The sequence below is a fragment of the Nitrospira sp. Kam-Ns4a genome (assembly GCF_965152595.1).
Window position 1 is genome coordinate 806,339 of the sequence record NZ_OZ224218.1, and the last position, 19,224, is coordinate 825,562.

At 64.8% G+C, this 19,224-nt stretch carries 21 protein-coding genes; 4 read left to right on the forward strand and 17 right to left on the reverse strand.

What is annotated here, in order from left to right; all coding sequences use genetic code 11:
• Positions 1 to 217 precede the first annotated feature (217 nt).
• Both ACWHYQ_RS04020 and ACWHYQ_RS04025 read left to right on the forward strand, forming a co-directional pair.
• Entirely contained in the window at positions 218 to 799 is a 582-nt protein-coding gene (locus ACWHYQ_RS04020) for a DUF488 domain-containing protein (protein ID WP_447975518.1), read from the forward strand.
• A gap of 32 nt (positions 800 to 831) precedes the next feature.
• Positions 832 to 1,269, forward strand: coding sequence for a hypothetical protein (locus ACWHYQ_RS04025; protein ID WP_447974459.1), 438 nt, complete (start codon positions 832 to 834; stop codon positions 1,267 to 1,269).
• Between the two features lie 35 nt (positions 1,270 to 1,304).
• On the opposite strand, the gene ACWHYQ_RS04030 is transcribed toward ACWHYQ_RS04025, so the two are convergent.
• From ACWHYQ_RS04030 to ACWHYQ_RS04040, 3 genes are all read right to left on the reverse strand, one after another.
• Entirely contained in the window at positions 1,305 to 2,153 is an 849-nt protein-coding gene (locus tag ACWHYQ_RS04030; protein ID WP_447974460.1) for an SPFH domain-containing protein, read from the reverse strand.
• Positions 2,154 to 2,244: 91 nt separating this feature from the next.
• The gene (locus ACWHYQ_RS04035; RefSeq protein WP_447974461.1) at positions 2,245 to 3,315 is read right to left on the reverse strand and encodes a HEAT repeat domain-containing protein; all 1,071 of its coding nucleotides are present in this window, start codon (positions 3,313 to 3,315) and stop codon (positions 2,245 to 2,247) included.
• A gap of 665 nt (positions 3,316 to 3,980) precedes the next feature.
• Positions 3,981 to 5,231 carry an IS256 family transposase gene (locus tag ACWHYQ_RS04040; protein WP_447974462.1) on the reverse strand — a complete coding sequence of 417 codons (1,251 nt, stop codon included), beginning with the start codon at positions 5,229 to 5,231 and terminating at the stop codon, positions 3,981 to 3,983.
• 49 nt (positions 5,232 to 5,280) lie between these two features.
• Here ACWHYQ_RS04040 and ACWHYQ_RS04045 point away from each other — a divergent pair.
• A protein-coding gene (locus ACWHYQ_RS04045) for an IS3 family transposase (RefSeq protein WP_447974463.1) occupies positions 5,281 to 6,407 on the forward strand; the annotation gives its coding sequence in 2 pieces (ribosomal slippage) (positions 5,281 to 5,575 and positions 5,575 to 6,407; 1,128 coding nt in all).
• Between the two features lie 319 nt (positions 6,408 to 6,726).
• Here the strand turns inward: ACWHYQ_RS04045 and ACWHYQ_RS04050 are convergent.
• From ACWHYQ_RS04050 to merF, 13 genes are all read right to left on the reverse strand, one after another.
• Positions 6,727 to 6,972 (reverse strand): heavy-metal-associated domain-containing protein, encoded by a 246-nt coding sequence (locus ACWHYQ_RS04050; protein WP_447974464.1) that lies wholly within the window; start codon positions 6,970 to 6,972, stop codon positions 6,727 to 6,729.
• Positions 6,965 to 9,460 (reverse strand): heavy metal translocating P-type ATPase, encoded by a 2,496-nt coding sequence (locus ACWHYQ_RS04055; protein WP_447974465.1) that lies wholly within the window; start codon positions 9,458 to 9,460, stop codon positions 6,965 to 6,967. The genes ACWHYQ_RS04050 and ACWHYQ_RS04055 overlap by 8 nt, the downstream gene beginning before the upstream one ends.
• A gap of 12 nt (positions 9,461 to 9,472) precedes the next feature.
• A complete protein-coding gene (locus tag ACWHYQ_RS04060) occupies positions 9,473 to 10,159 on the reverse strand; it encodes a cytochrome c biogenesis CcdA family protein (protein WP_447974466.1) in 687 nt (228 codons plus the stop codon).
• Between the two features lie 36 nt (positions 10,160 to 10,195).
• The gene (locus tag ACWHYQ_RS04065; protein ID WP_447974467.1) at positions 10,196 to 10,498 is read right to left on the reverse strand and encodes a metal-sensitive transcriptional regulator; all 303 of its coding nucleotides are present in this window, start codon (positions 10,496 to 10,498) and stop codon (positions 10,196 to 10,198) included.
• A 145-nt stretch (positions 10,499 to 10,643) separates the two neighbouring features.
• Positions 10,644 to 11,075 carry a hypothetical protein gene (locus tag ACWHYQ_RS04070; protein WP_447974468.1) on the reverse strand — a complete coding sequence of 144 codons (432 nt, stop codon included), beginning with the start codon at positions 11,073 to 11,075 and terminating at the stop codon, positions 10,644 to 10,646.
• 140 nt (positions 11,076 to 11,215) lie between these two features.
• Positions 11,216 to 12,880, reverse strand: a complete 1,665-nt coding sequence (merA, locus tag ACWHYQ_RS04075) for a mercury(II) reductase (RefSeq protein ID WP_447974469.1) — start codon at positions 12,878 to 12,880, stop codon at positions 11,216 to 11,218.
• A 58-nt stretch (positions 12,881 to 12,938) separates the two neighbouring features.
• A complete protein-coding gene (locus tag ACWHYQ_RS04080; protein WP_447974470.1) occupies positions 12,939 to 14,588 on the reverse strand; it encodes a tetratricopeptide repeat protein in 1,650 nt (549 codons plus the stop codon).
• A 70-nt stretch (positions 14,589 to 14,658) separates the two neighbouring features.
• Positions 14,659 to 15,036 (reverse strand): carboxymuconolactone decarboxylase family protein, encoded by a 378-nt coding sequence (locus tag ACWHYQ_RS04085; protein ID WP_447973870.1) that lies wholly within the window; start codon positions 15,034 to 15,036, stop codon positions 14,659 to 14,661.
• Between the two features lie 19 nt (positions 15,037 to 15,055).
• Positions 15,056 to 15,622 carry a cupredoxin domain-containing protein gene (locus ACWHYQ_RS04090; RefSeq protein ID WP_447973871.1) on the reverse strand — a complete coding sequence of 189 codons (567 nt, stop codon included), beginning with the start codon at positions 15,620 to 15,622 and terminating at the stop codon, positions 15,056 to 15,058.
• On the reverse strand, positions 15,592 to 16,002 hold the full coding sequence (locus tag ACWHYQ_RS04095; RefSeq protein WP_447973872.1) for a heavy-metal-associated domain-containing protein: 411 nt from the start codon (positions 16,000 to 16,002) through the stop codon (positions 15,592 to 15,594). The genes ACWHYQ_RS04090 and ACWHYQ_RS04095 overlap by 31 nt, the downstream gene beginning before the upstream one ends.
• Before the next feature lie 40 nt (positions 16,003 to 16,042).
• On the reverse strand, positions 16,043 to 17,191 hold the full coding sequence (locus tag ACWHYQ_RS04100) for a mercuric transporter MerT family protein (RefSeq protein WP_447974471.1): 1,149 nt from the start codon (positions 17,189 to 17,191) through the stop codon (positions 16,043 to 16,045).
• A 22-nt stretch (positions 17,192 to 17,213) separates the two neighbouring features.
• Entirely contained in the window at positions 17,214 to 17,717 is a 504-nt protein-coding gene (locus tag ACWHYQ_RS04105) for a putative iron-sulfur cluster-binding metallochaperone (protein ID WP_447974472.1), read from the reverse strand.
• Positions 17,718 to 17,738: 21 nt separating this feature from the next.
• A complete protein-coding gene (gene merF / locus ACWHYQ_RS04110; RefSeq protein ID WP_447973874.1) occupies positions 17,739 to 17,999 on the reverse strand; it encodes a mercury resistance system transport protein MerF in 261 nt (86 codons plus the stop codon).
• Positions 18,000 to 18,244: 245 nt separating this feature from the next.
• Between merF and ACWHYQ_RS04115 the strand changes: the two genes are divergently transcribed.
• Complete coding sequence (locus tag ACWHYQ_RS04115; RefSeq protein WP_447973875.1) at positions 18,245 to 18,424, forward strand: hypothetical protein; 180 nt, start codon at positions 18,245 to 18,247, stop codon at positions 18,422 to 18,424.
• 101 nt (positions 18,425 to 18,525) lie between these two features.
• Here ACWHYQ_RS04115 and ACWHYQ_RS04120 read toward each other — a convergent pair whose 3' ends face one another.
• The gene (locus tag ACWHYQ_RS04120; RefSeq protein ID WP_447974473.1) at positions 18,526 to 18,966 is read right to left on the reverse strand and encodes a heavy metal-responsive transcriptional regulator; all 441 of its coding nucleotides are present in this window, start codon (positions 18,964 to 18,966) and stop codon (positions 18,526 to 18,528) included.
• Positions 18,967 to 19,224: the final 258 nt, after the last annotated feature.

Genomic DNA, 19,224 nt, shown 5'->3' on the forward strand with positions numbered 1-19,224 from the left:
ATGTTCGGCGGGCACGGGCTGTGCGGCATGACGCCGTTCCGGCCAAATCCCCGCCAGCCCCTCAGAACCCACGAGGAAGTCCCGGTTGACATTTTCGAAGATCGGGAGCAGCGTACAGCCTGGGCGGGGCGGGCCGTCCGCGGCCGCTCCCCATCCGTCCTGGGACCAGCGCCCGGACGGATCGGCGAACGATCCGGGAACATTGGTGCAGGCTGCCATGCCCAGCGACCAGATTCGGACCCTCTGGACGATCGGCCACTCGACGCGCACGAGCGAGGAGTTCCTTGCACTCCTGAAATCGCACGGCATCCAGCGGCTCGTGGACGTGCGAACCGTGCCCTCCTCGCGGCGCAATCCTCAGTTCAACACCACCACGCTCGCGCGGACCCTAGCGGAGGCGGGCCTCGAGTACCGGCATCTCCCGCAGCTCGGCGGACGACGGCCGGCGCGCCCCGACTCCGTGAATCGCGGCTGGCGAAACGCCGGGTTCCGGGGGTATGCTGACTATATGCAGACCGCGTTGTTTGGGGAAGGGTTGGTGAGCTTGTTGCGGCTCGCCGAGGAAGTCCCGACGGCCATCCTGTGCGCGGAGGCGGTGCCCTGGCGCTGCCACCGGGCGCTGATCGCGGACGCGGCGGTAAGCCGCGGCTGGGCTGTGCGGCACATCGTGTCGCCGCAAGAGGCTCAGCCGCATCACCTGACCATCTTCGCCCGCGTGGAAGACGGGAGGCTCGTCTATCCGGAGCCGCCCGAAGCGCGGAAGCCAGGCGAGCTGGACCCGGCGCCGTGCCTCTTCTAGCCGGCAAGCTTCGGCGCTCAGGAGGATCCGTCATGACAAGGAGCAGAGCCGTCGGCGTCGCGCTCACCTTGCTCGTAGGGTTTGTCCCAAGCGGTTGCGCCAGCCTCTGGTCCTTCGAGCAGGCGAAGAAGGAGGCCGAGGCCGCGCGGCAGGCCTACGAGCAGGAGGTGCGGCGGTCTGAAGAGCTGACCGTGCAGACCAGGAAGCTCAAGGAGGAGCTGGACCTCTTGGAGCTCAAGCTGAAGGCCGCGCAGGCCGATGCCGCACGGCGGACCCGGGAGTACCAGGAAGTCCGCGAGGCGCTGGCGCAGTTCAAGGGCTTCCTGGAGGGGCGGGGGCAGCCGGGCCCTGCCGGGCCGGCCGCGGCTCCGACTCAGCCCGCGAAGCCGGCGCAGGCGCCGCCCCTCGAGGAGACGAAGGCCCGCCTCCGAGACCTCCTACGGGAGCTGCAAACGATCCTGGAGCGGTAACGGGACCCCGGAGCCCGACCGGGCCGGGCGGCGGGTTACGGCTCGGTCGTAGTGCTCACCGGCGGCTTGTGAATCCCGACCTTCTCCATCCCCATGATGATATTGAGCTGATCGGGGGCGTGCTCGACCATTTCCTTCTGCACCTCGATCCGGCGCAGATCCACGAACTCGGCGGCGGACAGGCCCAGGTGCTCGCGGTAGGCCCGGTCGGCGATCCCCCGTTGGCGCTCGGCCTTCTCCCGGGCCTCTTCGGCTTCCCGGGCTTTCTCCATCGTGATGCGGCGTTGCTGCTGGATGATTGTCTGCGCCGTCTGGTCGAGCACGCCTTTCGGCGGCATGATGCTGCCGACGACGACGCGGATCACCTTGACGGGGATGCGGCTCGCCTCAATCAGCTTGGTCTGGACCTCCCGCTCGATCGCGGCTTCGAGCTTCGGCCGCGTTCCGGGGTCGGTCGTCAGCTCGAACAGCTTGTATTTCTGGACCTCCTCGCGCACGAAAGTGCGGAAGGCTTCCTTGACGTTGTTGACGTACCAGTTGGGCCCGAATCGTTTGATCAGCTCGGGGGAGCGCCCCGGGATGACCTGCGTGATCAGAAACGCGTTGAACGAGACCGGCGCATTCTCCGCCGAGATGATGTCGAAATGCTCCGAGTACTGGACCGGTCTGATGTCCACCGGGATCAGCTCGGTGGTCAGCGCGACCGTCACGCGGCCGGTCGTCACGGGCTCGGGGTCCACGCCACCGTGCCCGAAGAAGAACGGCTTTTCCACCAGCACCCCTTCGTGCCCCGCGTCAATGGCCGGCATGATGCAGCCGGCCGGAAGCCACGCGAGGGTGAGCACCCACCCCATCACAACCAGCCGATCCAGCAGGCCCCCCATGACATGATTCTCCTTCCACCGGAACCGTGACGGCGTCCGACTGACCGATGGGCTATTATCCCATAAATCACCCCGGCAGGGCACCGGTCGTTCAGTTCGGCTCCTCCAGAGCGGCAAGCTGCTTAAAGCTCCAGGCCACCGCCTCCCGCAGCCGCCGCAGCTTCGGGTCATCCGAGCGCATGTCCTGCAAGGATTTGGACAAGGCGGCCAGCGGCTCGTAGGCCCGTCTGTCCGGGACCTTCCCGAGGGCCCAGGCCGCTTCCGCCTGCAGCACGGGATCCTGCGACTGCAGCGCCTCGATGAGCGCCGGGACGACCGAGGACTCCCCGTGCAGCGCCGCCACCTTGCCCAGCCCCTTCGCCGCAGCGGCACGGACTTCCAGTCGGCCGGCGGTGAGCACCTCAAGCAAGACCGGGATGCTCTCCTTCCGGCCAATCGTCCCGATCGCCACTGCAGCCGCGCCAGCGATCCCGACATCCGGATCCTTGAGGGCGGTCACCAGCCGAGGCAACGCCTCTTCGGCAGACATCTCCCCCAGCAGCGACACGATCTTGACCTTCCGCGCCGGGGCCGTCTTGGGGTCGTCCAGCAGGCGGAGGAGCCGCCTGGCCTGCCCCCATTCCGCCGCGACCAGGATCGGAAAATCGTAGTCCTCCAGCCGCTCCCGGAGCTTGGCCATCGCATAGGCCCCCGGATCGCCGGCTTTCGCGACCTCGGCCGCCGCCTTCGCATCCTGGAAGTCGGTGCGCACCTCTTTGATCCAGCCGGTCCGCTTGCCCTCGATCTGGTACGTGAGCAGGCAAGCCGGCCCCTTCCAGGAGCGGGACGGCGAGTCGGGAAGATCCGCGTCTCCACCGGACGCGGTCGCCGTCACCGTTAGCTTCCGCTGCTCGCAGGTCACGCTGAACACGACGTCGTGCGGCTGGGCCCGATCGGTGACCGTCGAGTAGCCGACCTCTTGCAGCTTGCGGACCACGACCTCGGTCAGCGGGCCGGGCTCAATCGGGCCTTTGTCGGTGAGCGCACTGACATCCACGAACACGTGCTCGCCCTTTTCAAGCTTGGCCTTCAGCTCCGAAGGCAGCAGATCCAGGCGGGCGGCGCTGTGCGTCCCTCCGAGAACGAGGAGCACCAACAGGCAAAGTACAACCATCGGCTTCATCGGAGCCTCCTTGGGCGGGAGGATGGCCGAGATGTCGTTGGGAACCTTGCACCGCTCTCACGAAGGGCCTTCCTGCAGACTCAGGTCCGGGGTGGGTCGAATCGGCCCGGAGACGCTTTCAGCCTACCCGGGTTGCGGGTCGGCTTGCAACCGGACGGAGTGGGACACCCTCCGCTGGAGGAGTTCGACCGGCACCCGAGCTTCAGACGACTCGTGGCCGGCGGCTATCAGGGCATCACGTTCTGAGAAAAAGGGCGCCGTGGTAACCCTCGATGCCCCAACGCCCCCCTCCTTCAAAAGCTCCAGAGAGTGGTTCGCGGCCCTCCCATGGGTTGGCATCATTGACTTGAACCTGAATCCTGCGCCGAGATTGGCATCGGACACGTTTTAGGCCACAGCTACTGCGTGTGTGTGGCATCTTGACGTGACGGAATGAATGCTACCTATAGGTAGGGTTCATTCCGATGCCAAAAGGGCCCCGAAGACTGGCAATCGCCTTTGGCTATGTGAAGTTACCCCCTTTTTTGGGACAGGTCGTGAAGCCAAGATTGTGGTAGAACGACGGTCGAAAAAACGGGGAGAGGTCCATGGCGCAGAAACGGAAGACGCATGCGGAGGAATTCAAAGCCCGGGTGGAGGTCTTGTCAAGAGGTGTGTAAATGGAATCAGGCGGCGACCTCCTGTTGGGTCACTCTGGTTGATGCCTTCACGCCATCGACAAACTGGACGCCCGCGTAGACCAGGGGCAGCAGCTCCGGGGCATTCAGGCGCCGGAAGTGGCCCTCCGCCACCTGGAGCACCTTCCAGATCAGCGCCGTGGCGGAGTCGATCCGCTTGTAGCGCTTGCCCGCCGTGGTCCGCAGCCGCACGGCGGCGAACGGGGACTCGATCATGTTCGTGGTCCGCAAGTGGCGCCAATGCTCACGAGGAAACCGATAGAACGTGACCAGGCGCTCCCAGTCAGCGTGTAAGCGCTCGACGGCCTTCGGGGCTAGCCCTCGATACCGGCGGCTGAACTGGTCCCGGAGGCGCTCGCACTCGGCCTGCGTCTCGGCATACGGCATCGCCTTCAGCAAGGCCTTCGCTTCAGCCTGGTGCGTCTTCGGCATGGCGTCCAGCACGTTGAGAATCTTATGGTTCCAGCACCGCTGCTCGGCGGCCGTCGGCTGCTGCTCGGCCAACGCCGCCCAGATCCCGAGGTGGCCATCGGCCACCGTGCAGCGCCAAGGCTTCAGCCCCCGCGCCCCCAGATCCCGCAGCACCGCCCCCCAGGACTCCTTGGATTCGCGTTGGCCGCTCTCCACCGCCAGGACGACCTTGCGGCCATCTGTGAGTGCCCCCACCAGCACGAGCAGCGCCGCCTTGCTGTCCTCGAGGCCGGCCTTCACGTATAGCCCGTCCGCCCAGACATACACGACTTCCAGGTCGTCGAGGCGCCGCCGTTTCCAGGCCTCGTACTCCTGCTGCCACTGGGCCTTCAGCCGTTGGAGGGAGGCCGCTGACAGCGGCGCCCCCTCACCCAGCAGGCCTCGCAGGGCCAGCTCGAAGTCCCCGTGCGCGAGGCCATGCAAGTACAAGCGGGGCAGGAGCTCGCCCACCTCCTTCGTCCGCCGCTGGAACAGCGGCAGGATCCGACTGACGAAGCGCTCGGCCAGCCCGCGCACCCGCGGCCGCCGCACCGTGATCGTCCCGCAGCTCAAGGCCAGCCGCCGGGGCTTGCCATACCCATTGCGGTACCCCTCTGGAGCATCGACGGCGGCCCGGCGCTCCGATTTCTTCCGCCCCAACCGCGCGGTGACTTCCTCCTCCAACAGCGCCTGCAACCACTGCTGGATGTGGCCCCGCGCCCATTCCTCCAGATGGTCCCACCACTCCTGGCTTGACGACGACGTGGCTCCTGTGTTCTGCTCCTGCATGGCGGTGCCTCCTTTCATGTCATGGCCGGACTCGCTCCGGCCGGGTTGCATGACCCGAAAGGTTGCCACCGCCTTGTTCCTATTTCCACACCTTTTGATCATACCTCCCCGGGTGGCGCTCGAGGCGATCAAGGGCGTACGGACGCTGAGTGAGCTGAGCGCCGCCCACGGCGTCCATCCGACGGTCATTGCCCATTGGAAGCGGCAGTTGCTGGAGGGGGCGCCGGAGGTGTTCCGGCGGGGCCCTGTGGGCGGGGGACGCAGCGAGGAGGCGGTGACCGCCCCGCTGTACCAGGAGATCGGCCGGCTGAAGATGGAGCTCGAGTGGCTTAAAAAAAAGCTCTGAGCGTGCCCCGGGAAACCCGATGTGGATGGATCCAGGCCGAGCCCCACGGAGTGTCGATCGTGCAGCAGTGTGCCTTGGTGGGCCTGGCGCGCTCGACCTACTACGACGAGCCGGTGCCGGAGCGCGAGGAGAATCTGGCGTTGATGCGGCTGATCGACGAACTGTACCTGCAGCGGCCGTTTTATGGGGTGCCGCGGATGACCGACTGGCTCCAGACCTTGGGGCACGCGGTGAACCACAAGCGGGTCGCCCGCTTGATGGGCCTGATGGGCCTCCAGGCGGTCCTGCCGGGCCCGCACACGAGCCGCCGGCAGCCCGCGCATCCGACATATCCCTATCTGCTGCAGGATCTGGCGGTGGCGCGACCAAACCACGTGTGGTGTGCGGACATCACGTACGTCCCGATGCGGCGCGGGTTCCTGTACCTGGTCGCGGTGCTGGACTGGTACAGCCGCTACGTGCTGGCCTGGGCCTTGTCCAACACGCTGGACGCGCTGTTCTGCCTGGAGGCCTTGGAGGACGCGTTGGGGAACGGGCAGCCGGAGATCTTCAACACGGATCAAGGGGCGCAGTTTACGAGCGACGAGTTCACGGGACGGCTGGAGGGCGCGGGGATCCGCATCAGTATGGACGGCCGCGGCCGGGCGCTGGACAACATCTTCATCGAGCGGCTGTGGCGGAGCGTGAAATACGAGGAGATTTACCTGCGGGACTATGCCGACGGGGCGGAAGCCTGGAGCGGGTTGCAGCGGTATTTTACGTTCTACAACACCGAACGCCGGCACCAGAGCCTGGGCCGACGGACCCCGGCTGAGGTGCATTTCGGGTGAAACGGGGGGGCTACTCAGGTATGGACCAGCTGGCGATCGCCCCGTATAACCGATCCTGGCGCGAAGTTGTGAGGTGCCCCCGAGCCCACACCATGTACCCTGGCACCCAGGCGGCTTCGGAGGAGGAAACCCGCAGCAGGAGAATCCCGAACGAAAGGAGGAGACTGGACAAAGATCCATTAGCTTATTGTCGGTTAAATCCTGTCCAAACAATGGGGGGAAGCTCAATGCCCACCAGTGGCCCCAGGGAGGTCGCCTGGAAATACGCTCTGCAGAAGATCGAGAGAATCAAGCCCTGAGTACACTTTTCACGCCGGATTTAGGTTGAACCTGACGTTGAGCTGGCGACCCTGGTCTGGTACCCGGCCGCACCTAAGCGTGCGGCGATCGCGTGGGCCCCCAGCAAGGCCGCGTCATACAGCACCTCGATCTGTTGGCTGCGCGCCTGCGCGCGAATCTGCCGCACTCCCTCCAGCGTTTTGAGGAGACGCTCGACGCGCTGTTCGCACCCCTCGCAGGTGAGCCGCTGATTCCCGACGACTTCGAATGTGATGGACTTAAGCAAACGTAACCCCTCTCTTTGATGCCTGCGCTCTGGACGGGATCTCTGACGCACGCCCGACCGTCTTGATCGCCTCGAAGAAATAGGCGCCACGACCCCACAGGGAATTGATGAAAATGGCGGTCACGCTCGCCGCCATGGCCACCATCCCCCAGATTGGATAGACCAATCCCGTCGCCGCCGCCGGAATGCCCAACCCGTTGAACGTGAATGCCAAGATGACGTTTTGCACCATCTTTCGATAGCTGTACCGGCTGATCGCGTAGGCGTCGAGCACGGCGGCCACCCGCTTGTTGAGGATGATGACATCGGCGGACTCGATTGCGATATCCGCTCCGCTGCCGAAGGCGATGCCGACCTCGGCTTGCATCAGCGCCGGTGCGTCGTTGATGCCGTCGCCGACCATGGCCACACGCGCGCGCCCCTGGAGCTTGCGGATTATCGCGGCTTTCTCGGCTGGCAAAACGCGCGCATGGACTTCTTCGATTCCGGCGGCACGGGCGACATGCAGCGCCGCTCGCTCGGAATCGCCGGTGATCAGGCTCGTGCGGATGCCGAGCGCGTGCAGTCGGCGAACCGTCTCCGCCGCGTCGGGCCGAAGTGCATCGCCAAGCGCCAGCCACCCGAGCAGCTCGCCGTCTCGTGTAGCCGCGATGACCGTCAGGCCCTGCGCTTCGAGTTCATTGATTCGTGCGTGCTGAGGCGCGAGGTTCACACCCGCGCTCACGAGAAACGACGGGCTGCCGACCATCAACCTGATCCCGCCGAGACGCGCGGTGACGCCTCTGCCCGGGATGGCCTCGAATCCCTGGACCTCCGGCAGCGCGATGTTGCGCTTGAACGCCTCTTCGACCACGGCACGCGCGAGCGGATGCTCGGACCCAGCCTCGACGGCCGCTGTGAGCGCGAGCAGTTCGTGTTCGGAGGCTGCGACCGGAACGATGTGGCGCACCGCGGGACGGCCCTCGGTCAGCGCGCCGGTCTTGTCGAAGACGACGCGCTGTACGCACCTGAGCGCCTGAAAGGCCTCGCCGGTACGCATCAGCACTCCGCGTTCGGCCGCTTCGCCCGCCCCACGAACAATCGACAGCGGCGCGGAGATCCCCACTGCACAGGGATACCCCATCACCAGCACGCTCAGACCGGCGAACATCGCACGCTGTAGATCGGATGTGGCGCCGACCAACAGCGGACCGAGCAGCCAGAAGAGGGTCGAGCCGGCCGCGGTGAGCAGCACGACCGGTGTGTACACGCGCAGCACGCGGTCCACCAGGTGCAACAGGCCCGGTTTCAGGGCTCGGGCGTCTTCGACGCTTCGGATGACTTGTCGGAGGAAGCTCTCTTCGCCGACCACAGTCACGCGCACGAGGAGTGTGCCGTGACCGTTTAAGGCACCGCTCAGCGTCCGGTCTCCCGGGCGCTTCTCGACGGGGATCGGCTCGCCGGTAATGAGCGATTCATCAACGTCCGACTCTCCCGCTTCAACCAGGCCGTCTACCGCGACCCGCTCACCAGGACGGATGCGCACCAAGTCGCCGACGCGCACGTCTTCAAGCGGCACATCAACTTCGTTGCCATCCCTGACAACATGCGCCACGTCCGGTTGCAGATCGAGAAGCTTTTTCACCGCCTGCGAACTGCGAGTCTTGACGATGAGCGACAGCCATTCGGAAAAAATGTGATAGGTCAGCACCATCACGCCCACCGAGAAAAACGCGGTTGTGGGATAATCTGGCGGGTCAAATGCCAGGCCGATGATCCCGCCGGCTAGCCCCGCGAAAGCCCCGACCTCAACCAGCACGTGCTGGTTGAGGATGCCCCGCCGCAGGGCTGCTGCTGCCATGTGAAGAATGTGCCTGCCCACGCCGAAGATGAGGGACACGGCGAGGCCCCCGGCCAACCAGGGCGTCGTGGCGCCGAACGCACCGCTTAATTGCAGCGCGTAGATGCTGGTCCCCGACGCGCCGAGCAAGGCCGAGCCGGCCAACGCCCGACCCACACCAGAGCCGCGCAACACGACGAAGGAGAAGACGACGAGGCTCGCGATGGAAAACACGCACAGCCAAAACCAGCCGCTGCTGATCGGGTATCCGGCTAACCCCATCGCAGCAATGCTCATGGTCAGTGCCGTCAGGAACCGGCCACGCTCACGCACCAGGGCACGTTCTTCTTCCTCAAACGGACGCACCTTGCGCGGATCGGAGACGGTGTAGCCGATGTCCTTGAGCGTTTGCAGCAGCTCCTCGGCCCGCGTCACGCCCGGGTCGTACTCGATCAGCGCCTGTTCATGGGTCAAGCTCACCGCCACCTTGTCGACGCCGGGGCGACGGCCCAGCGCCTGTTCAATCGTGCCAGTGCACAACGAGCAATGGAGCCCCCCGATACGGGCACGGATGCGGCACCGCCCCGGCCGGTTGGACGGTTCTTCGCTCCAGAAGCGTGGAGAAGATTCAACGGTCGTCTTCGATGGTTGCGATCGGATGTTGCCCATAAGAGCCTCCGTTTAGCTTAGTTTGATAAAGATCCAGAGGTAATAGCCCGTGATCACCAGCAAAAGGCTGCCGGTGGTAACTCGAATCGCGCGGGACCACGAAGGCCGACAGCGCAGCCGCGTCGCCACGCCGGAACACAGCCCAAGCAGCAGAAAGGGCAGGCCTCGCCCCACGCCATACCCCAACGCCAACAGCGCGCCATAGGCCGGTCGGTGCTTGGCGGCAGCAACGGTCAGCACGAGGAGCAAAGAGGTGGCCGGCGTGCCGAGACTGAACACAAGCCCATAGAGGAAGGCCCCGAGGACTCCTGGCCGTCGTAACGCTATGACATCGGGTAGCCTAAGGGACGGCCCTGAGAGCACCGCCAGCGCGGCAAAGAAGGCCAATCCCGCCATGATGAGCATCCACCACTGGCCAACCACCTGGCTGGCGACGAGGCCCAAGGCTCCCGCGACTGCGCCGAGCACGGTCAGACTGAGGACGAGGCCGGCAAAAAAGGCCACAGCGATCGGGAAGCCAGTACCACGGTCTCGACTCTCCGCGGTGCCGACGACTCCGGCCACGCCGAGGCCCACGGGCAGTGTGAAGGGGCAAATGGCGCTGCTGAGCAGGCCAGCCACCAAGGCGATGCCGAGGACCAGCCAAGAGCCATGAAAGAGTAGGTCGGCATTGGCTCGGAGGAATTCTTCGACGATCATCTGACGCTTCGCGATGCCCTGGGTTCAACAATGGGCTTATCGGGCAAGCTTAAAGATGACATCCATCAGCTCGTCATAGATTTCGTCACTCGCCTTGGAGCGAATCGCCTCGGTCGCGCAGTTCTCCAGATAGTTGCGCATCATCAATTTCGTGAGCCCTCGAAGCGCTTCTTGGGTCGAGGCCAACTGCGTCAGAATCTCCACACACGGCCGACCTTCCGCAACCATCCTCTTGAGGCCTTTGATCTGCCCCTCGATGCGATTCAAACGGACCGTCGCGGCGGCCTTTCGTTCCTCACTTATGATCTGTGTCTTCTCTCCAAGGAATGGGACCTTCATCGGAGCCCTCCTTTCAGGGACATCGGGCATGCTGGCATTATAGGGGTAGGGGGTATACCAGTCAAGGGGGATTGAGGGGTTTTGCGGGACCAGAAGGGCGAGAGGGCCGGGGCGCGCCCCAGCCCTGCGAGCGCCTGCGGCTGGCTCAGTACACAATAATCCGGTCGGCTGACGCGAACAGGTCCACCATCTTGGCCAGCGGGATCGGCGTCACGGCGGAGGCGACCCGGGCCGGATCAATCTTATAGAGCAGCATCATCGTCCGGTTGCCGTAGATCTCCACCCCCAGCGTCTTGAGGAAGTCGAGGTACTCGCCGTAGTTGTGCGGAATCTGCTCCAACGGCACCCCCATTTGCTCCGACAGGCTCTGTCGCTCGCGCTCTGGCAAGGCCGCGCGATCCAGGGCTGTGGTGTCGGACCCAAGCAGGCGCCTGACCCAGCCGAAGCCCTTCGTCACCGAGGTGACCGCACTGGCGTCCACCAGAATCGTCACCTGGTGCCCAGCCTTCACCGCGGCCCAGGCGACGTTGGGGACGGCGCAGATTTGTGCGTCGTCTTCCGCCAACGAGGTCTTCATATGGATCAAAATCCGCGACGCGGCCGCTTGCTCCGCGCGCGCTTCAGCGGGCCAAAGGTGTACTCCCGCAACGATGCACGCCATAAAGAACCAACAGAGTGTCTTCATCACCTGCACTCCTTTCGATTCATCACCATGAATCAGGCCGCGCAGCACGAGAGCTTGCTGACATCCTTCTTGAACGTGAGGGCCGCCAGCTTGAGGCCCTCCACCATGGTCAGGTAGGGATGGAAGGTCTCGGTCAGATCCTGGACGGTGAGCCCGAAGCGAATGGCGAGTGTCGCTTCCTGGATCACTTCGCCGGCTTCGGCAGCGAGCACGTGTGCGCCGAGCAATCGGCCGGTGCCTTCCTCCGCCACGAGTTTGATGAGACCCTTGGTATTTCGGGCGGCCAAGGCGCGCGGGACGTGATCGAGCGTGAGGACTGCGGTTCGCACGCGTAGTCCCTGTTGTGTGGCTTTCTCCTCCGTCAGTCCGACGCTCGCGATCTGCGGGTCGGTGAACGTGACGTGCGGCAAGGCCGTGAGATCAAAGACCCGGCCCGCCCCGGTCACCGCATTCTCGGCCGCCAGGCCGCCAGCATACGCGGCCACATAGACGTACATGGGATCGCCGAGGCAGTCGCCGGCCGCATAGATATCCGGGTTGGTGGTCCGCAGGTGTTCGTTCACCACGATTTCACCTCTTGATCCCAATCTCACCCCGGCCGCCTCCAGCCCGAACCCGCTCGTGTTGGGCCGCCGGCCTGTGGCAACCAGCAATTGCTGCGCTCGGCAGATCTCCGGTTTCCCGTTTGTCTCAGTGTGCACGAAGTAGTCGCCGTCCCGGCGTTCAACCCGGCTGATGGTGACGTTGGTACAGATCCGGACTCTCTCGTCCTCCAGGTAGCGGACGAGCGCTTGGCCGATCTCCGGTTCCTCCGCTCTCGCCACGTGCGGCCCGCTTTCGAGCACCATCACCTGGACCCCAAATCGCGTGAAGAGCTGCGCAAACTCCAAACCGATGCTCCCGCCGCCGATGATGATCAGCGACACCGGAAGCGCCTCCAAGCTGAGCGCTTGCTCACTGTCGAGAAAACCCGCTTCGTGAAGGCCCGGGATGGGAGGAGCCCAGGGCCGGGAGCCGGTGGCGACCACGATCTTGTCCGGCTCATACGTCGTCCCGTTCACGCGCACCAGGCGCCCGCCTAACAGGTGGGCCTCTCCCTTGAGGATCGTGAGGGTGGGATACACCGACGCCACGTCCACATACTTTCCCTGGCGCAACGCGGCAACCAGCTCATCCTTCTGTTGCACCACCCGCTGCCAATCCGATGGAGGCGGGCAGGCCGTCAGGCCTTCGAATTGCGGGTAGGCCGAGTGATAGCAAAGCTCCGCCGCTTTGATCAGCGTCTTCGATGGCACGCACCCGATGTTCACGCAGGTCCCGCCAATCGTGCCCTTCTCGACGATGGCCACCCTGGCGCCCAGTTCGGCGGCTTTGATGGCCGCGGCAAACGCGGCCGAGCCACCGCCAATCGTCATCAAGTCGTAGTCCCTCCCTCCAGAGGCAGGGACTTTGCGAGACGGTACCAGGTTGCGACGTTCAGCCAGGACGGCGTGGTAGCCTGCCCTACGGATCGCGTCCAGCAGGGCTGTGGTGTCCACCTCGATGCTCGCGACCACCGTCGCCTGTCCCGCCCGCCATGAGCCGACTTGTGCCTCCTCCACTCCAGGGACCGATTGCAACGCTTCAACGACATGGCGGGCGCAGCCCTCACAGGTCATTCCCTCTATCCGCAACGTCAGAGCGACTCGGTCGTTCATGCGGGGACTCCTTCCGCGCCTCGCTGGGGCCTCGCGCGGGATTTCTGTAATGTGCGGCCTATCGTGGACGAGGATCCGCGACGATCCGGAATCGCAGATCCGCGATGTGCGTATAGGCGGAGACCTGCGGCCCTAGATACAGGTCGACGCGATAGAGGCCGGGGGACCAGCCACCTTGGGGCCGGACTAACCGGAAATACCCGGATCGCTCGTTCAGGCCCAGCAGAATCGTGTCGGTGCCAACCAGGGTGCCCGGCGCCAGCCCTCTCACCTGTTCGGCGACCCACCGGCTGGTGACCTTGACCTCGAGGTCCTCTTGGTTGCTCGTCAGGGTAAAGACCAGGTAGACCTCCGGGTCCTGCTGCTGAAAGGTATCCGTCGGGTTGACGGGGATGAACTCATGGAGCCCGGTTTGAACATCGTCCTGGATCACCGTGCGCGCCGTGATGAGCTGCCGGAACGCGCCATGCACCGTGTCCGTGCCGATCGGGGTGAGTTCGTCCAGGGTCGGCAACGGCTCGACATATTTGTGACCGTTGCGCAACGGGGGCAGCGGATATTCATAGGGCTCGGGTCCCAAGCGCTCACCCTGGACCACCACCTCAGACGCCTCATGGGTGCCGAGATCAGCCTGGATATGGAGGCGCGCTTCCTCAAGCGCCGCCTGCACCTTCGCCAGGTCCGGAAAATTCAGGGCATAGAAGTCCTCGTGCCGCCAATCCCGGATTGCCAGAACCCGCTCATACCGTGCGATGGCCTCGCGCCAGCGGCCCAGCTTCGCCAAGCACCGGCCGATTTGAAACACGGAATCCGGATAGAACTCCGCAAACTTCGTCAGCTTGATCCCCGTTTCGAACGCCTCGATGGCCGCCTCATAGCGACCCAGTTCCATGCGGGTGAGGCCAAGGTCGTACCACGCCCGATGGTCTTCGGGGTTCAGCGTCAGCGCCTTTTGGAGGACGGGTTCGGCCTCGCGGTAGCGACCTTGCTCGATCAGCCGCCACGCCTGGCCCCGGGTCAACACTGCCTCCTTCAGATTTCGCGAAGAGTACCACGGGAGCTTGCGGAGGGTCTGCGATTGATCCCACCGCCGGCCCCTGTCATAGCTTTCCCCTCGCAGGAGAGCAAGCAAGTCCTGCGCCGCGGCCCACTCGGGCTCGCCTTGGCGGGTGCGGGTCAACACCCTGTCCACCTCGCGACGACTCCCCGGATAATCCAGGATGTCAAACAGCGCGCGGGCCAACTGCAACCGCAGCGCGGGATGATCCGGCTCAAGCTCAACGGCGCGCCGATAGCTCAGGGCGGCGTCTTCCAGGCGATCCGCTTGGCTGAGCGCTCTGGCCAGCCGGAGATGCGCTAAGGGATTGTCGGGATCCAGCCTCACAATTTCCTGCAGGCTTTCGATGGCCTGGCGCTGCGCCCCCATGCGATCCAGCAGCGCCCACAGGGCCCACTGCACGTCCAGCGCATCCGGCGCGCGGGCCGCGGCTTCACGGTAGGCCGCCACCGCCTCCTCATTGCGCCGGAAGGACATCAGCACATCGCCCCGTACCTTATAGAGTCGGTAATCACCCGGGGCGAGCCGTGCGGCCTCTCGCAGCCGCTCGAGCGCCAGGTACAAGGTGCCCTGGTGAAGAAAGGCTTCGGCCTCCGCAAGGATTGGGCCGATCCCCTCATCCGCTGCCGGATCGAGAGGCCCCCCTAACACACTCGCCAGCAGGACTGGCAGAAGAACGCGGCGTCCACGGACGCGCCGGCGCCCCAGGGTCAGACCAGGCTCAGTGGCCACAACAGTCCTCTCGCTGCACCGGCCCGGTGCCGGCAAGGCATTCCTTGTACGCTGCCCACGCCTTGCCCGCCCACTCCTCCCCCGGGCACCCTTGCATGGTCATCGCGACCTCGAGAAACTCGATGAACTCCTCTCGTGTGATCCCTTTGTCGCAGGCCATCTGCACATAGGCCCGGATACAGGGTTCGCAGCGGATGGCCACCGAGATCGCCATGGCCGTAAGCAGCTTGTATTTCGCGGCTACCGTCGCATCGCGATAGGCCTCCTGCCGCATGCGCAGTAAGCCTCCGGTGACTTTCGGACTGAGTCGGCGAAGCTCTTCAAACTCCGTGACCCGTCCGGTCGGGACCGCCGTATGATCTGGCATTCCTCTCCCTCCTCTCCTGTTATCGTTGTCCCTGAGCCTGGGGGGCCGCTTCCACGACGGCGCGGGGCCCGGCTGGCTGCTGCTCCACCACGATCTTCCCGACCATTTGGTGCCCTGGCAAATCGCAGCGATACTCAAACGTGCCGACCGCGGTCGGCACAAACTGAATCTCTTCCCGCCCGCCCGACGGAATGAGCACCCGTTCCAACCCTTTCTCCCCAAACTGCGTCGCGCCGTTGCCGTCCACATGAAGCGGCACCCCCTCCAGCAAGCGCTTCGGCACAACCGCGTGCAGCTCGGCATCCTGGTTGTGGAAGACCAGCTCCACCCGTCGCCCCACCGGCACCGTGACCGGAGAAGGCCGGAATTCCCTCGCCTTGATGGTAATGAGCAGGCGAACCACCTGGCCGGGCAGTTCAGGCTCTCCTGCCTGAACCTGCCCCCAGCCAGCGTGCAGCCCCGCCGCCAGCATGGACAGCGCGACAAACGCGCTCCCGAGAGACCGGCCCCCACACACGACGGCCCTCCGCACCTGTGCATTGGTCCGCAGAACGATTACTTGAAGCGGTCCCAGACCCAGCTCCATGGCCCCTCCTGCTCGGCAGACCGGGCCATCAGCGTTCCGTTCGGCACCACGCTGGCCCGATAGGAAGACAGGATCGTGCCGGCGCTCGCGACCGCCTGGATCAATTGCTCGTGGCTGACGCGACCGGGGGCGACTTCGACGACAGCCCCACCGCGCGCGTAGCTCACGTCGGCGCGCTTGACGCCCGGCACCGCGAGCAGCGCCCGCCGAATCCCCTTTTCGCAGCTCGCGCAAGTCCAGCCGTCAATCTTGAGCGTGATGATCTCGTCAGCCGGGCCAGCCAGCGGGGCATCCTGTGACGGAGCGGCGTCCACCACGGCTTGCCCCCAGAACATCACTCCGGCGACGATCCACAGAACTCCAAGCAAGGCCCTTCTCATTCGGATGCACCTCCTTCCAGCTCGACAAGGCTTTGATTGCTCAGGAGCCCGTCACCCATTCCAACCAATATGGCGCCAGGATCAAGACGACCGCCAGGATAGCCATCAGCCAAAGCACCGTCCGATTCACACGAGATGCCGCACAGGGAACGCACACAGCCTCAGGAACACACACGGCTCTCGGCTTCCGATAGGCCAGATACAAGCTGACGCCCAGCAAGACCGCGGTCAGCCCCATGAACAGCGGGCGATAGGGCACCAGCGCCTTGAGGAACCCAGCCGTGCTCGCGAGGAACCCCGTCGCTCCCACGCCCACGCCGAGGGCGGCAAACACCACCGACCCGATGCAGCACACCGACGCCAGAAAGGCGGTGACGAGACTCCCGATCGAGCTGGCGGCGATCGCCGTGTTTCCCCTTCCAGGCGGAGAGACTGCTGTGATGTTGGACGACGATAGGTCAGGTTGCCGTTTGAGCAGATCCACAAAAATCTCTCTGCTCAGATAGAGGGCCTCCCCTAAGCTCAGCACGTACCCCGACTCGTGCGGCCGCGCTTGCCACCAGGCTGTGGCGTGTGCCGACGAACAGAAGAAATCGATCGTTGGGCAGACCGACGTGCAGGCGCGGCCCGAGTATGCGGTTTCCATCCACACCACCGTCTCGATCGGGGTGTGACTCGCGATTCTCCCGTCTCGCACGTCGATCGCGATGGGCATCCCGCAGGTGCCGCATGCGGACCGGAGCGAAAGATCGCGGTTCAGCAGAAAGGTGATGCCCAGCGCATCGACGGCACAGGGAGCATAGACCGGCTTCGCCGCAGCCCAGTCGCAGAATTGCACGCGATGCTTGGTCGGGACCGTGGAAAAGGGATAGGCGAGCCGGATCTCACCGGACCCCGGGTCCAGATCAAGCAGGTCCAGCGCATGCAATCGCTCAAGCGTCGCCCGCACGCGATCCGGCTCGTCAAGACCCAGCGCAGCCGCCATCTCCTGGCAAGTGGGCGCACGGCCCAGCAACGGGTACTGCGTGAGCACATACCGCCGGACCGCTTCCTCTCGCGGTTCAAGCCCGGCCTGTCTGCGCCTCCATCCCAGCATGGATTCAACTAGGCCGAGCAGCCGTCTGGCTGTCTCGGTCGCAAGCGGCTCGATCGGCGCGACTCGACCCAGGGTCTCTACAGGTGGGCGCACATTCGCCCCCCTCTCCCCTCTCTTACGGATGCACGAAGGCTGCATCCCTCCCGCTGCGCTCACTCGCTGCCCGCTTCTCCGCCCGGATGACCTCCCCCAAGCAGCACCGCCCTGACGGATTCTCCACCTCGCATCGGCAGTTCCCTGCTTTGACCGCGGCCCGAATGCGGGCGGACGCCGTAGATCGCCCCCTCCGTTCAATCTCCTCGCGGATCATACGCTCTGTCACCTTCAAGCAATAACAGACCGGGACCGGATCCTGTTTCTCCTTTAGCCCGACCCGCACCCGAATCTGATCCTTGCTGAACTGGGTCCCATCCCCACCGTAGTACACCACAGGACAGTCCTGGGTCTCGCAAAATAGGTACTGGTCCCCGGTCACCGCGCCTCGCGCCTCGGGCTTGAGGAGCGCTTGAATTGTGATCCTGTCAACCGGGCGGCCTTCTTGGCCGCATTGATGACACAGGGGGAGAGCTCCCCGTCCCTTGCTCGTGCCGCTCGCAGGCATCTGGCAACAGTCAGTCATTCGTCTCTCCGTGCATTTCCTTCATCGCTTCGGACTATCGCTTTCATGAGCGGCGCAACATGCGGCTCCCGTTGCCTGTCGGTTTCGCGCCACTGCATAAACGGTGATCGCCAAAAACACGGCGAGAGCCGGAAGGAGGACAGCGTCCAGGTACCCTGTGACGGCTCCTAGTCCGATGACGCCCAAGAGAACGGCCAGAGCGGGCGTGAAGCAGCACAGCGCGACAATCCCTGAGCCGACCAGCCCTGTCCATAGCAACGCCTTCGTCGTTTTGGCTTTCATCGTCTCCCTCCCACGAAGGCTGACCAGCCCAGGCCCTTCTCGACCGATCGGTCGTGGTCGGCGCGTGCCGACAGCCGTCCAGCGGCCCAGATCTTCCTATGCCGACGGGACGGCAATAACCTTACACCTTTGATCTAGGTATAGAGTCAAGCAGTTTCGTGGGACACGGAAAGCTGCCCGGGGCTGTTGGCCAGAAAAGTCTGAACGGTCTTGGTCTCTGCTAAGGTCGGTCGGTGGGGGAGTGGATGGCTGAGTCGGTCCGGGCAGAGGACGCGCCAGCGGCGCACAGCCCGGCTGAGCGGAGCTGCGCCACAGGGATCGGTTGGTGCCGCGACCAATCCAGCCGCGTCCCGTTCACCACGATGGCCGGAACGCGGTTGACGCCGTACCGGCTTGCCTTGGCCAACCAGTCGGCCCGGTTCTAGCCGGTGCGCAGGTCATAGAGTGCGAGGCGCACGCGGTGGTCGAGCGCGGCGCGGATCTGGTCAACAGCCTCTTGGCAGATGGGACAGCCTCGGTGAAGACTTCAACAGCCGGTCGGTTGAACGGCACGGGAGCCCCTCCTTTCCTGTTCCAGGCTCTTGAGGATCGGGCAGCGGGCGGTCGGCAGGCCGGCCTCGCAGGTGCGCGCGAGGTCGCGAAGCGCCCGGGCGAGCGCCTGCAGATCGCGAATCTTGGTCTCCACCTCGGCCAGCTTGGCCAGCGCCTTCCGCTGCACGTCCCCGCAACGCGCCTTGGAGCTCACCTGGAGGTTGAGCAACTCGGTGATCTCCCGGAGGGTGAAGCCCATGCGCTGCCCGTTCTTGATGAAGCGGAGCCGCCGGACTTCCTCGTCTCCGTAGAGGCGGTAGCCGGACGGCTTGCGGGTCGCGGGCGCCAGCAACCGCCGCCGTTCGTAATACCGGACGGTCTGGATGTTCACGCCGACCGCCTTGGCAAGTTGCCCGATCGTGAGCGCCGCAGCCATGTCCCCACCCCCCGCGCGCCGTGCAAGATGCTACAACTTACACTATCGTACTGGGTCAAAGTCTGGAACTGATTGTGCCGCAAACTCACTCGCAGGCATACCCTAAAAATGAAGGAGGGGCAGCCCCCACCCAGAAATTGACAGAGGCGGAGGTCTGGGGGTATGGTGCTGAGCCACGAGGTCGGTTCGATGGAGCGGATGCCCCCTGTGCTTGCGTGGACCCTGGTCCTGCTTTTCCTAGGCCTGAGCTTCAACGCT